Below are 13,160 nucleotides of genomic sequence, written 5' to 3'. Positions count from 1 at the left end.
ATTGATTAATCGTTATCAATAATATTGAGCCAGTTAAAATCTGCATAACCAGTCTGCCGATGAGGAGAAACACAATAAATTCCATGCGTGCAGCCTACGAAACCACCGGCCTCTTCAGTACTTAAAAAGTGTGTATCGATCTGATCTGCTACTACATAATCTTGATTACCTACCGAAACGATCCCGGTCAGTTTTTGTCCGGTGCCTTTAATTTTCAAAATACACTCATTACTATCTAATGTCCTCGAACCAAGATAGGTTTCTTCTCCATTTTCAGTTAAAGCCATCTGTGCAATGAGTTGATCTTCCAGACGATAAATCGTCAGTCTTAACGAATTTAAGTGATCTAAAAATAGGAGTATCCCTGCTTCTTCGTCTGTCTTCAGATTAACTTGCACTCTCGTAGACAATTCATAATCAGTAGACCGTTGTCTGATGGCAAGATAAGTTGGTGACCCTATTTTTGAATCAATTTTCGTCTCGGATGGATATAATCTAATCCATCCTTCTCGACTATATCGGTCGTAGTAAGCAAGATCGGGATTTTTTAAATAAAGAAATGCTGGATCATCTTGATCCAATATATAAGAAGTTTTTTCTTCTGTAGGATAAAGAGGTAAACTATGTTGCTGTTCGATCAGTAATTTTCCTTCACCAAGATTTACAACTGGCCATCCATTCTCCCAATTAATTTTAGCCAGAAACGTTTCCCTTCCAAGATTACTCTTCCCTTCTAACATTCTGCTAGCCAAACAAACTAAAAACCATTTTCCGCTACTCGTTTCAACCATATCTCCGTGTCCAGCATTTTGAATGGGATAAAAACTGCCTAGATGTCTATGCGTCAAAATAGGATTATTGGGACAACTCATATACCATCCATCAATTTTTTCGCTACGTGCTATTGAAATAGAATGATGAAATTCTGTACCGCCTTCAGCAATCAAAAGGTAGTAAAAGCCTTCCCGTTTGTATAAATGGGGGCCTTCTGGCCATTTAGCTTCCTTGAATGCACCTTTATATATAGTCGTACTAACTCCAATAAGTTTCATTAGCTGAGGATCAAATTGCTGAATCCAAATTTCAGTATCACCGGGATACCGTTCGCCAGAAAGGTTCGATCTCATTCCTACATAATAACAAGTACCATCTTCATCGAAAAACAAACTAGGATCAATTCCTTGTGCGTCCGTCAAATAATAAGGATTTGACCAAGGTCCTGAAGGGGATTTTGCTGTTACAACAAAGTTTCCTCCATGGGGTAAATTCGTTGTAATCACATAAAATAGACATTCATGATAGCGAATTGTTGGAGCAAATACGCCTTCTGAGACCTCTACATCTTGAAGATCAAGTTGCTCTTTACGGTCTAGCACATTTCCAATTTGGGTCCAGTTAACTAAATCTTTACTATGATAAATTGGGATACCGGGAAAATAGGCAAAAGTAGAATTCACTAAATAGTAATCTTCCCCAACTGCACAGACTGATGGATCTGGAGCAAAACCTTTAATAACAGGATTCATAAACTGATTCATTCGCTTTCCCCTTTTCCAGAATAATAGACTTTCAACATGAGTCACTTCCATAAAAAGCTCGTTCATTATTCAATCCTAAAAATATCAACTTAGGTACAATAGTGTACAGGAGGTCGCCGTCACTTTTCGAACAGAACAACTAGAGTTTGCTATGAACTAGAAATATTTTTCAAAAAGTCGCAACTTTCAATGTAACCGCATTCCTACTTTTATAGTTTATCATATCTTTAAGTATAAATAGATACCAATCCATCTAAATCCAATAAAAAAGTCTCGCTTTATAATCAGCGAGACCTTCCAGATGTAAACAAATTGGTTACTATTCTAATATGGTGCTCTATCTGTTAGTTCAACAGAATCTTTTACCCTTCCTTCTGTTTCAAACACAACAATTTCATTGATACCTTGTCTTAGTAGTGGACCTGGTATATAAAGCTTGAACTGTGGTCCAACTTCCCAGAATCTTCCTAAGTTAAATCCGTTGATAAAGACAACGCCTTTACCCCAGCCGGTCATATCTACAAATGTATCTTGTGCTTCTTCAACAGTAAATTCAAATTGGCTAAAAGAAGGTTCTCCTTCAATTGCTGGCTGATCGTAGTCGACTTGTTCAATATTGTCTAATGGTAAACCATAATGTATCCAACCATTTCGGAAGGCTCCATTGACCAAGACACCATCAGCAATACCTTTTTGTTGGTGAATCATGTTTTTACCGTAATTTACACGCCCCATATTTTCAACTAAGATACTCATTTCATTTTCTTCTTCTTTTAAATCAAAGGAAACTTTTTGGCCAAGTTCTCTATCATATTGAGTCAGTTCGTGTTGACGATTAATAAAGACTTTTGCTCTATCATTCGCTTTAACGAGTTCGAACTCTTCAATTTTGCGCTTTTTACCCAAATTGTTTTGATACAAAACATATCCAAAATTTTGATCTATGTCTTCCATTGATAGCGTCGACATGTCTTCAATCGGTTTAGATAAGTTGTTCAGATTTTCGAATAAAGATGTTCTAGCTTTCAGAGAAACTTCTCCATACGCTTTCTTCTCTACTGGAGCAGGCATTTTTGGAAGTTCATAATCAACATGTTTCTCTATTACTGCTCTGAAAGCTTTGAACTTTTCAGTAACGTCTCCCCATTCGGTGATTGGCGCATCATAGTCATATGACGTAATATCTGGCGTCAATTGATCATAATAATTCGATCCATTTGTAAATCCAAAATTCGTTCCCCCATGGATCATATAGAAATTAATATGTCCTTCTGTAAGGATTGCATCGATTTCATCTACTTGTTCCTCATAAGAAGTATGCTTATAGGCTTCATCACCCCAAGCAGTGAATCAGCCATTCCAGAACTCCATAACCATTACGGGAGAGTCATTTTTGTGGAACGCTTTCAATTTATCGAAATGTTCTTTGCTTCCAGATCCAAAATTTGCAGTTGGTAAAGCTATTTCAGGGATGGTTCCGTTCTCTAGCATATCCATCCATGTTCCGTCACTTGTGACCAAAGGTACTTCTACTCCATATTTTTTCATCATATCGACTAGTGCATTTAGATATTTTTTATCGTTACCATAACTGCCATACTCATTTTCTACTTGCATCATAATGACTGGTCCTGACTTAGTCACTTGCAGCGAATCAATTTCTTTTAGTAGGTGGCTATAGTATCGGTCTACTTTCTCGATAAACGGTTCATAATAAGTTCTGAATTTCATGTTGCGGTCTTTTAAAAGCCAAGCCGGTAAGCCACCAAATTCCCATTCAGCACAAATATAAGGAGCTGGTCTGACAATAACATACAAATCTAGTGATTGGGCAATTTCAATATATTTTTTGATATCATATTGACCTTCAAAGTTGTACTGTCCTTCTTTAGGTTCATGCATATTCCAAGGGACGTATGTTTCAACTGTATTGCATCCCATTGCTTTAAGTTTATACAAACGATCTTCCCAGTATTCTGGTACGATTCTAAAATAATGTAACGCTCCGGATACAATTTTTATCGGACTTCCATTCATATAAAATGTTTCTTTGATTTCAAACATTTATCCACCGCCTCAATAATTAAGTAAAAGAAAGGCCTTTCAAGCCTTTCTTAAATTATGTCATGACTTAGTGAATAAGGCAAATGTTCTTTAGTAAATTTCCTAATATTTAGTAAATATTTTAACGCAATTCTAACTTTCATCATATTATCAAATATGATTGATATGTTCTTTTTTACTATTTAGTGTACAAAAAAATCCTTCTGTCTCTTTTTTATGAGATTAGAAGGATTTTTTAACCTATTATGTTTTATTTAGTTCAAAACTTCAATATGACTAATGGAAAGATAAAGGTCTTCTGATTTGCTCATTGATTTAACTAGCTCTTCTTTGGCTGGGTCTACTGGGATCAACAGTAGAATCGAGGCATTTTCAGGTAATGTATTCATGTCAGATTCTCTGTAGTTAATGCCCTGGTTTTCTACGATTGGTTGCCCTTCATATGCCCAACTAAATCTGAAATCCATATCATTGATCATCATCCCGGTTCGATTTGTTAAAAGAAATACGCCATATAATTGATCTTCCTCTTCGTACCATTGTCCTGAATAACTCACATTCAATAGACCTTCTTCGCCAACATTCGGATTAGCTGCCAAAAAATCTTCTGCTAGTTGCACAAGTGGATTGTTTTCCGCTGTTGCACTTGCTTCTTCGTAAGCTTTTGAAAGAACCAATTCACCTGTTACACTTTCGCCAGTTTCTTCTTCTGTTTCGTTCATATTTACTGATGAGCCATCTGTTTCAGAAGTATCTGTTAATTCTGTTTCCTCAGTTTCAGTTGCATCAGTGTCTGCTGTTTCTGCTTCCTCCACTGTATCCATTTCTGTTTGAGTTGATTCTCCACTATCATTCCCAGAACAACCTGCCAACATACCCGATAATACGACTGCTGACATCATCCATTTCCAACTTTTCATATGCTTACCCCTTTTCTCATTGAAAAATAAGTACAAGAACTACTGCTTATATCATGGTTATCATATACCATTCTTTCTCCTAAGTAGCTATAATAAGCCTCAGGTACCATGTGTTTTTTCTAGTTGAGTGATAAACTGATAGTACTAAATAGCATTTTGAGAAAAGAGGACGACAAATGGCTAAATACTTATATGAAACGACGGGAGATTTTAATGCTTTTGTTGGTGTTGTGCATGAGTTAGCACAACACATCAGCTCAACAACAATTTACGAGGATGGTTACCGATTCGGTGAACAAAGTGCAATGATGGTCTATGAGCGCTATAGTATCGTCGGCTCAAGCAGAGTATCCTTAAGCGTTATGATTACAGAGTTTGAAGGTAAGATCCAACTTGTTGCTATCCCCTCTGGTGGTAGCCAAGCCATTGCACTCAAAATCAATAATTGGGGCGAAGGTGCATTTTTAAAGGAATTCAAACAGTCTCTAGAGGGAACAGACAAAACTTGGTTACGGTAAAAGAAAAACCTACCACTCAAATGATTGAGTGATAGGTTTTATTTATGCTATGACTGATTTCCCACATCTAAATCCAGCATTGCCAGAGGAACTATCGGGCGTGTTGGACGTTCTCGCTGATACTCTATCTAAACCAAAATCATTTGGAGGAAGGGCTTTAACTGGTAAGGTTATACAGTGAATAAGTCAGTATATTTCCATTCCAGTAGAGTCCAACTTTTTCCAATAAGTTTAAATAAAGCTGGATTTTATAATGAAGTTAGCCACTTAGGCTAACCTACAAAAAACGCCATGTGAATTTCATGTTATATTGAAGTTACCGCTAACTCTCAATAGACAGGATGAATTCACATGACGCACTCTAACGATAACACATCAGCACGTAAGGGAAAACACTTATCTTATTCAGAACGGTCTCAAATTGCTATTTTAAAAACTGAGAACTACTCCAATCGTCAAATTGCGAATGCACTGGGACGTGTCCCGCAAACCATCAATAGTGAAATCCATCGTGGAACTATCACTCAACTTAAACGCCAAAAGCAAAACGGCAAAGTTTATGATTACTATACGACTATCTACGATCCCGATACCGGACAAGCAGCTTACGATAGGCTTCGATTGAACTGTGGCCGTCGGCCAAAATGGGCTGACACGGATGCATTTATTGAGTGGGCAGATGATAAATTGATACTAGAAAAGTGGTCTCCGGACGTGGTCATTGGTTTTGCTAAAACACATGACTTGTTTGACTCTTCTATTATTCCTTGTACAACGACTCTTTATGGATGGATTGACAAAGGTATCATGAGAACCAAGAATATGGATCTACTTGAAAAACTATCACGAAAACCAAAAGACACTTCTTATAGAGGACGAACAAACAAACGGATTTTAGGCCAATCTATTGAACAAAGACCTCCAGAAATTGATAATAGACAGACTTTTGGACACTGGGAAATCGATACAGTTGTCGGAAATAAAGTGAAAACCGATTCGGTTTTATTGACGTTAGTTGAACGTCAAACACGCTTTGAAATCATCCTTAAGCTCAGAGGTAAAGATAAAGAATCCGTTGATCAGGCAATCCAACAATTACGGCTTAAAGCCGGCGATACCTTTTCTAAAGTATTTAAGACCATCACCTCGGATAATGGATCTGAGTTTGCAGGGCTTCACGAAGCGCTGAAAGAGACACTTGAAGTGTATTTTAGTCATCCGTATGCTTCGTGGGAAAGAGGCACAAGCGAGAACCAGCATAAATTTATCCGCCGATTTATTCCAAAAGGTAAAGCTATCAGTCATTTTAGTGAAACTCAGTGCTTGAGAATACAACAATGGATGAATGACTATCCTCGGAAAATACTTGGCTATAAAACCCCTCATGACTGTTTTGCCAATGCTCTACGCTTGTTGTCCCAAGTGGTCTAAGCACGTTAGTGCTAAAGAAATGACGACTATATCCTTCAACAACCTACTAACAATTAAGGTCAAATATCTTTTTTAACTAGGTGACTAACTTAAACTTGAAATTTACGAAGTTTAAATAAACTCCAAAACCACAAACATTATGTAAAACGGTACTGCAAATAGTAAAACGAATTTAGAATACTTCAACGTATCAAGCGTTCTACCTGCACGGCTACTGATATTCGCGCGCATTCTGTCTCCACTCACTGCTGTCCCGGATAAAATGATGGCTAGTACAGTTAAGCCAAACGTCATATAGTTGACTAGGACGGCAAACTCGAACTGTATAGACATGGTGATCACATAGCTAAGCAAAAGCAATAACGCCCCCGCAATAATCCACTTTATACTTGCCGGTATTGATTTGACCCAATTTATAACACTCACCTCCTCTATAAGAGGAGTTTATCAGAACAGGTTCAAATTATCTTAATTATTTTCAGTCATTCTTTCTAGTTCAATCAATTCAACTACAGACGCATCTTCTCCAACATCCACACTGACCACTTCAGCCTCATCCAGTAAATCCTGAGTATAAACACTAACACCATCGACGACTTCTACTTCAGACATTGTTGTTTCCCAACGGTAAGGAACCTTGTAAACATTGATTGTACCGTTTCCGTTACTTGAATAGGTCACAGATCCGTCAACAAGTCGACTTCCAGATAACTGTACAACATCGTCTGGGTAGACTGCGCTATTTTCGTCATTTGGATTCACCAGTGTTCCAGCTGGAAAGCGTTGCACATACAATTCACTGATTTCTTGATTTGGTCCGAGCTGTAACCAGATACGAGCGTATTCAATTTCGTCATTAGAGTACTTTGCTAAAATGTCTTTTGACTCTTCTGGTTCTTCCTGATCTTCTTCAAACTCTGAATAGGTTTTTCCTTCTGAAGCCTTTGAATCATCTGACTCTGCTTGTTCCGCAACATTTGGTTGGGTGGTTTTTTCATCCGTTGAATCTGCGCAACCGGTTGTGCTCAAGAGCATTAAAACCGTTCCAGCTAAAGTTAAAAAGGTTTTTTTATCTATCATAGCGTGACCACTCCTTCTATTTAAGTGTATTAAAAAACCAACCCTTTTACCAGATATTTTATCCGGATTCAGGGTTGGTAATACTTATTTTTGGATGACGTATCTTGAAGAAATAACTTCTAGATAGGTCTGGAAGTAGCTGAAGATGCTGCAAATCAGCCAGTAAATGAGGGCGACCATAATGTACATGGTCATGTAATCGAATTCTCTGCCTCCGACAATGCGAGCGTTCTGGAAGATTTCATTGACGGTGATCATCGCCGCTAGAGAGGTTCCTTTAATCACATCGATCAACACGTTACCAAGTGGTGGCAGAGCGATTCGCGTTGCTTGCGGGATAATGATTGCCCGAAATGTGATGCCTTTTCCTAAACCTAGCGCTTTTGCGGCTTCCCATTGGCCGTGATCAACGGAGGATACAGCGGATCTCAAAATTTCAGAAATATAGGCCGCTGAGTTCAAGCTGAAGCAGATAATCGCAGCTGTCATGGCTTCAAACTGGATATTGACGAATGGTAGTCCAAAATAAATCAGAAAAAGAAAGACGAGCGCTGGGGTTCCGCGCATAAATGAAACGTACACCTTAGCCAGAAAGTTTAATAGTTTCATCTCCGACAGACGCATAACCGTCAATCCTAATCCGATAATCAGCCCTAAAAACGTACTAATAATCGCGATAATTAACGTATTTGGGATACCACTGATCAAGAAAGGTAGAGATTCCCAAGCAAGCTCAGGATCAAAAATGTATTGCCATTCGATGTTTCCCATACTTACTCCTCAATCTCGTACGTAGGTATATCCATATCAACTTCTACAGATACGTCTTCCCCTTGATAAAATTCTTCAGACAATGCACTTAGAGTCCCATCAGAATGCATTTCTTCTAAAGCTTTATCTACTTCTTCGGTTAACGTGTCTTTTCCAAGTTTCATCGAAAAGTTGGTATAACTTGGATTAAAGAATAAGTTTTCTTGAATCTTGATTGGAATTTCTGGAAAAGCAGTTAATGCCATTGTCTGACCATAATAATCGTTGATGATTAAATCCGTCCGTCCATTCGCTACGTCATTAAGATACTGATCGTTTGTCGCATTGTCGTAAATGACCAGTTCTGCGCCGAACTGTTCAGCAATTTTCATATAAGAAGTCGTAGCCGCTCCGGCAGCTCGCTTACCTTCAAGGTCTTCCATCGTTTCGATACCTGAATTATCATCTTCTCTAACGATCATCGACATATAAGTGTATTTATACGGTTCTGAATAATTGAATTTGTCCGCATTTTCTCCAGCATGACTGATGCTCAAAGCCGCAATATCGATTTGTTCACTATTTAGTGACGTTAGCATACCGTCAACACCCATCTCAGTGAATTCCACCTCAACGTCTAGTCGCTCACCGATTTCTCGCAATATTTCTACCTCAAAGCCCGTCAAGACATTCGTGCCTTCTTCGTGATAGGAATTCGGGAAATACGTTCCGGAAGTCGCTGCTTTCAAAACGCCAGCTTCTTGGATATCACTCCAAGAAGTATCTTCAGTTGTTGTAGTCGCTGTTTCTTCAGTTGAGTCATTCGAGCAAGCTGCTAGTAGTAGACTGCTACCTAGTGATAAGGTTAATAGTGATTGAATGGTTCGTTTCATGTCATTCTTCCTCTCAAATTAAGTCTTATAGAGTGTAACAAGCTTACGTATGGAGAGTCAAAAAAATCATGAATAAAATAAGTGAAAACTTTCTTTCTCATTTCTACATTACAACAATCACTTGATACAAAGCGATTTTATTCAAAAACATAAAATACAAAGTTGTTTTTAAAGAATGGGTACTCTGGCATTTAGCGTTTCATCATCCAAACCATCAGTCACACTATTATGTCTAGGGCCAGAAACGTCATTTTCCATATCCTTAGATAGTATTGGATTAGTCTCACTTTTAACGAATGAACCTATTGGACTTTCTGAAACAGCGTATCCTAAAGCATAGTCTTTACTCGCGTAGAAATTAGCAGAAAACATCAGATAATAAATTTAATTAATATTCGTTTTATATGATAGTTCGGTATCGAGATATATTAATTCTATGCGTCTTTTGTTACGAATTCATATTAAAAAGGTAAATTTTGTAAATTTAACAATATTTTTACTTGTCCTAATGTATACTAACTTTATCAAAATTAAAACAGGCTAAATCATTCGTTCCATTTAATGATAGCGGTCTCAATAGAAAGGGTTTGTGTAGATGCGTCAAACACAAAAAGCATTTGAAAAGATAGGAAAAGTATTGAATAATGATTACGGTCAAACGCCACATCTGGTTAACGAAGATTTTTCATATTACCAAGCTACTTATTCACCACATGCTATTAGTAAAGACTCTATCATGACTTACATAGACGAAGCACTCCCCAGAAAGAAAATATGGATCAATGATGATTCTTATTACTTATACGATCTCTCCAAACATCCTGATACGCCTTATAATAGTTTGATTTTTCAAACTAATGGTGCTGTCTTCAAATCAGAAGAAACCACTACAAAAATTATCAAACGATACTTCAAATTGAATACTTCCTATGACATTATTAGTATTCTAGGAAAGATGATTGGCATTAAAAAGAAAGTTCCATATGTACTAGGCAATATTCAGTTTGGACCAGAAAAAGGTCCCTCAAAAGACCACGTTAACTGGATCGGCCTCCACCATATTTATAATATGGAAACCGTTGGAGATCAAACGTACATTCATATTCATCCTGACCATGAATTGATTATCGAAATGAAAGTTGGCCCCATTAAAAATATGATGGATAATGCGGCAGCGATGGTCTATATCCAGCAACAGCTTGCCATAGATATGCAGCGAATGTTTGGTTCATCAACTGATCTCAATCCGAATAGTATGATTTCGAGAATCGTTGAAAAAAATACATATAAGTTCAAACGGATCTACCCACTCCCTTGGTTCCTTAAAATGATTTATACAGTATCCAAGAATATTGCAATGAGTGCTTTAGGGATAGAAGAGGATGTACTTGAAGAACATGAAATGGACTATTTATATATTAAAGATTTAGAAGACGAAGAAGATGAAGTCCACGAATAAATCAATAGCCAGCTCTCACAAATATTAGAGTGAGAGCTGGCTTATTCTTAACTGACTTTTACATACTTAGGATGCGCCGTAATATAGAAGGTTTCTCCTTTGGAATTCTCTACTTTAAATTGTTCACCTTTACCCACAGTTATTTTTTCAATCACTTTAGGAAAGCCTTGACCGATCTCGAGGTATCCAAAGACATCCGCATCTTTCCAGCTTGGTTGATTATAAAACCGAAGCTTTCCGTCATAAATGCTTTCTAATTTCATTTGCTGTGAACGATTTTTTGGCTTTTTTACAGATTCTTCGTCTGGTTCTTGGTATGGAATACCAATTTTCTGACAAACACTTGCGATCACCGCTTCAGCTGCTGTATAAAACTGTTTTTGATTTTTGTAGTAAGCATGATCCATTGGATGATCAATAAAGCCGTATTCAATAATCACCGTCTCTGTTCTGCCGGTCAGTCTATGCAGAAAATAGTAATCCACACCTGGGTTGATGGCTCTACTAAAAACTCTTCTGAGCGGCAACTGAGTGTAACTCGCTAACCGATCAGCCAAGTCTTTCGCAAATGTCGATTTCGCCTTGACCGAATGAATGGTTTCAATTCCCCTTGCACTACCATCAAACGCGTTCCAGTGGTTTGATAGGCAAACGTCATACTGATTTTTGATTCTTGCAACGCGCTCTGTAGGTGTCAAAGTGGTATCTTCTTTTCTCGTCAGCGCTACTTTCGCCCCTAAGGCTTTTAAACGACGGAACTGGTAGCGGCTCATTTCTAATGCCCAGTCTTTTTCCTTTTCATTGAATCCAATGGCTCCCGGATCTTTTCCACCGTGTCCTGCATCAATGATAATTGATTTGCTCATTTTCATTCTCCTTATCTATTTTTTAATACTGACTCGTAATGAGCCAGTTTTTTTGCGACTTGTTTTTTCCATACATAGACTGTTTTTCTGCTTACGCCATATTTCGCAGCAATCTCTGTGATTGACAGTTGGTTGAATACGAGATCTTTTAAGTACCGCTGCTCTTTCTTTGTTAGACATCTCAACATAGAATAAAACAACTGCCAGATCACGACATCCTGATCAAAAATTTGATATTCATCCGTTCCCCATTCTTCAAAGGATTCGGGTAGCCCGTCTTCTCTTTCATTAATCCGTTGATCTTTTCTAATTTGATCCATCAGTCCCCAGTAAACTTTCCGGTAAGCATAACCTGTGAATTGATAAAAATAAGCTTCTTCATGTAAGTCTTTTGGGAATTCCTGATAAGCATTCACTAACTTTATTCGACCAATCTGTACAAAATCATCGTAATTTGTATGATCGTAGCGAATTCCGATTTTCTTTATCGCTCCGAACACGATCGAGTCATGTACAAAGAAAAAATCGTGTTCTACCTTTTCTTCTAGCACTCGTTTCATCTTCTCCTCCTATTACCGAAGATCTTCTTTAGAACTATACAAGGCCTTGTATGACCTTACTTTACTAAGTTACGAGCTCTCATTCAAAGAGACAAAAACCAGTCAAACCCTGCCAAAATAGTGAGTAATTAAATAATGGATCAAAATCCCTACTAATCGTTTAGTCATTCAACTGAATTTCATTAATTTCTTATTTTAATTGCTCTATTTTTTGTAATTCGTTAAGTAGGCTTTATTTTCACTTGATTAAAATGAAATTTTACCCCTGAGGGTAAAATCTTCTTCTTATTATTTGAACACACTAGATAATTTGAATTGAGTTACGACAATAAGGGTCTTATTGCTTAGACTCCCAAGCTTACTTGATTCGAGTTACGACAATACGCGACTTATTGGTTAGACTCGCTGACTTACTTGATTTGAGTTACGACAATGCATGTCTTATTGTGGTCATTTAGTCACTATATCGGCTCGAGTCGAGCTATACCGATTGAATGTCGCCTTAACTCTAATTCAATAGGCGCAGGAACCATTATTTATATTGAAAATAAAAATAGAACAAAAACCTCAGCGGTAAAGGCATTTCAATAGTCTTTAGACTTTTCTTTGAATGATCCTTTGTTCTCTTAATGTTTTTCGAAAGAGTCCGATGGTAAGAAGTAGTTAACGATTGGAGGCAATAATGATGTATGAACAATTGACAAATGAGGAAAAGATGGTTGTGAATTCTGAGGTGGCCAATAGTAAGAAGAGTACGGGTATGGCTTATCTACTTTGGTTTTTTCTAGGGGTATTTGGGATACATAGGTTTTATTTGAATAGAAAAGGTTCTGCTATTGCTTTATTGGCATTATTTGTTACGGGATGGATTACTTCTGTGATTTTAATTGGATTTTTATTCTTGTTTATAGGCGGCATTTGGTTATTTGTCGATTTATTCTTGGTCGCAGGAATGGTTCGAGTTGAAAATGAAAAGTTGACAACGTCATTCTCACAGAAAATATACAATAGACGAAATGGCATGGAGTTTTAAAGGCAGGATTAATATACGATACCAAAAGACCCGATAAGCAGGATAAGC

Annotated in this window: 13 protein-coding genes and 1 pseudogene; 4 read left to right on the top strand and 10 right to left on the bottom strand. The window is 37.5% G+C overall.

What is annotated here, in order from left to right:
• Positions 1–5: 5 nt before the first annotated feature.
• The 4 genes and pseudogenes from LG377_RS06085 to LG377_RS06075 all read right to left on the bottom strand — a co-directional run bounded on the left by LG377_RS06085 (position 6) and on the right by LG377_RS06075 (position 4,522).
• Entirely contained in the window at positions 6–1,538 is a 1,533-nt protein-coding gene (locus LG377_RS06085) for a glycoside hydrolase family 43 protein (RefSeq protein WP_225743787.1), read from the bottom strand.
• A gap of 324 nt (positions 1,539–1,862) precedes the next feature.
• On the bottom strand, positions 1,863–2,492 hold the full coding sequence (locus LG377_RS12530) for a hypothetical protein (protein WP_370632564.1): 630 nt from the start codon (positions 2,490–2,492) through the stop codon (positions 1,863–1,865).
• Between the two features lie 153 nt (positions 2,493–2,645).
• Positions 2,646–3,575 (bottom strand): annotated as a pseudogene (locus LG377_RS12525) (beta-galactosidase family protein); the annotation flags it as partial.
• A 281-nt stretch (positions 3,576–3,856) separates the two neighbouring features.
• Positions 3,857–4,522 carry a hypothetical protein gene (locus LG377_RS06075; protein ID WP_225743786.1) on the bottom strand — a complete coding sequence of 222 codons (666 nt, stop codon included), beginning with the start codon at positions 4,520–4,522 and terminating at the stop codon, positions 3,857–3,859.
• A 176-nt stretch (positions 4,523–4,698) separates the two neighbouring features.
• Between LG377_RS06075 and LG377_RS06070 the strand changes: the two genes are divergently transcribed.
• Both LG377_RS06070 and LG377_RS06065 read left to right on the top strand, forming a co-directional pair.
• Positions 4,699–5,040, top strand: a complete 342-nt coding sequence (locus tag LG377_RS06070; protein ID WP_225743785.1) for a DUF6054 family protein — start codon at positions 4,699–4,701, stop codon at positions 5,038–5,040.
• Between the two features lie 351 nt (positions 5,041–5,391).
• Positions 5,392–6,471, top strand: a complete 1,080-nt coding sequence (locus LG377_RS06065; protein ID WP_225742806.1) for an IS30 family transposase — start codon at positions 5,392–5,394, stop codon at positions 6,469–6,471.
• Between the two features lie 111 nt (positions 6,472–6,582).
• Here LG377_RS06065 and LG377_RS06060 read toward each other — a convergent pair whose 3' ends face one another.
• From LG377_RS06060 to LG377_RS06045, 4 genes are all read right to left on the bottom strand, one after another.
• A complete protein-coding gene (locus LG377_RS06060) occupies positions 6,583–6,897 on the bottom strand; it encodes a DUF5316 family protein (RefSeq protein WP_225743784.1) in 315 nt (104 codons plus the stop codon).
• Between the two features lie 42 nt (positions 6,898–6,939).
• A complete protein-coding gene (locus tag LG377_RS06055; protein ID WP_225743783.1) occupies positions 6,940–7,551 on the bottom strand; it encodes a hypothetical protein in 612 nt (203 codons plus the stop codon).
• Positions 7,552–7,635: 84 nt separating this feature from the next.
• The gene (locus tag LG377_RS06050; protein WP_225743782.1) at positions 7,636–8,322 is read right to left on the bottom strand and encodes an amino acid ABC transporter permease; all 687 of its coding nucleotides are present in this window, start codon (positions 8,320–8,322) and stop codon (positions 7,636–7,638) included.
• A 2-nt stretch (positions 8,323–8,324) separates the two neighbouring features.
• The gene (locus tag LG377_RS06045; protein ID WP_225743781.1) at positions 8,325–9,194 is read right to left on the bottom strand and encodes a transporter substrate-binding domain-containing protein; all 870 of its coding nucleotides are present in this window, start codon (positions 9,192–9,194) and stop codon (positions 8,325–8,327) included.
• Between the two features lie 595 nt (positions 9,195–9,789).
• On the opposite strand from LG377_RS06045, the gene LG377_RS06040 reads away from it, so the two are divergent.
• Positions 9,790–10,653, top strand: coding sequence for a competence protein ComK (locus LG377_RS06040; protein WP_225743780.1), 864 nt, complete (start codon positions 9,790–9,792; stop codon positions 10,651–10,653).
• Positions 10,654–10,700: 47 nt separating this feature from the next.
• Here the strand turns inward: LG377_RS06040 and LG377_RS06035 are convergent, their stop codons facing one another.
• Together LG377_RS06035 and LG377_RS06030 are read right to left on the bottom strand one after the other, a co-directional pair.
• Positions 10,701–11,519, bottom strand: a complete 819-nt coding sequence (locus tag LG377_RS06035; RefSeq protein ID WP_225743779.1) for an N-acetylmuramoyl-L-alanine amidase — start codon at positions 11,517–11,519, stop codon at positions 10,701–10,703.
• 11 nt (positions 11,520–11,530) lie between these two features.
• Positions 11,531–12,079, bottom strand: a complete 549-nt coding sequence (locus LG377_RS06030; protein WP_225743778.1) for a sigma-70 family RNA polymerase sigma factor — start codon at positions 12,077–12,079, stop codon at positions 11,531–11,533.
• A 685-nt stretch (positions 12,080–12,764) separates the two neighbouring features.
• On the opposite strand from LG377_RS06030, the gene LG377_RS06025 reads away from it, so the two are divergent.
• Complete coding sequence (locus tag LG377_RS06025; RefSeq protein WP_225743777.1) at positions 12,765–13,112, top strand: TM2 domain-containing protein; 348 nt, start codon at positions 12,765–12,767, stop codon at positions 13,110–13,112.
• Positions 13,113–13,160: the final 48 nt, after the last annotated feature.

The sequence above is a fragment of the Marinilactibacillus sp. Marseille-P9653 genome (genome assembly GCF_916618885.1).
In the GTDB taxonomy this organism is placed as follows: domain Bacteria; phylum Bacillota; class Bacilli; order Lactobacillales; family Carnobacteriaceae_A; genus Marinilactibacillus.
This window is presented reverse-complemented; position numbering and strand designations above follow the sequence as displayed.

Bases quoted from the DNA above. Each gene is read 5' to 3' on its own strand.
- LG377_RS06085 (WP_225743787.1), bottom strand. From the start codon at position 1,538: ATGAATCAGTTTATGAATCCTGTTATTAAAGGTTTTGCTCCAGATCCA.
- LG377_RS12530 (WP_370632564.1), bottom strand. From the start codon at position 2,492: ATGGAAGACATAGATCAAAATTTTGGATATGTTTTGTATCAAAACAAT.
- LG377_RS06075 (WP_225743786.1), bottom strand. From the start codon at position 4,522: ATGAAAAGTTGGAAATGGATGATGTCAGCAGTCGTATTATCGGGTATG.
- LG377_RS06070 (WP_225743785.1), top strand. From the start codon at position 4,699: ATGGCTAAATACTTATATGAAACGACGGGAGATTTTAATGCTTTTGTT.
- LG377_RS06065 (WP_225742806.1), top strand. From the start codon at position 5,392: ATGACGCACTCTAACGATAACACATCAGCACGTAAGGGAAAACACTTA.
- LG377_RS06055 (WP_225743783.1), bottom strand. From the start codon at position 7,551: ATGATAGATAAAAAAACCTTTTTAACTTTAGCTGGAACGGTTTTAATG.
- LG377_RS06050 (WP_225743782.1), bottom strand. From the start codon at position 8,322: ATGGGAAACATCGAATGGCAATACATTTTTGATCCTGAGCTTGCTTGG.
- LG377_RS06045 (WP_225743781.1), bottom strand. From the start codon at position 9,194: ATGAAACGAACCATTCAATCACTATTAACCTTATCACTAGGTAGCAGT.
- LG377_RS06040 (WP_225743780.1), top strand. From the start codon at position 9,790: ATGCGTCAAACACAAAAAGCATTTGAAAAGATAGGAAAAGTATTGAAT.
- LG377_RS06035 (WP_225743779.1), bottom strand. From the start codon at position 11,519: ATGAGCAAATCAATTATCATTGATGCAGGACACGGTGGAAAAGATCCG.
- LG377_RS06030 (WP_225743778.1), bottom strand. From the start codon at position 12,079: ATGAAACGAGTGCTAGAAGAAAAGGTAGAACACGATTTTTTCTTTGTA.
- LG377_RS06025 (WP_225743777.1), top strand. From the start codon at position 12,765: ATGTATGAACAATTGACAAATGAGGAAAAGATGGTTGTGAATTCTGAG.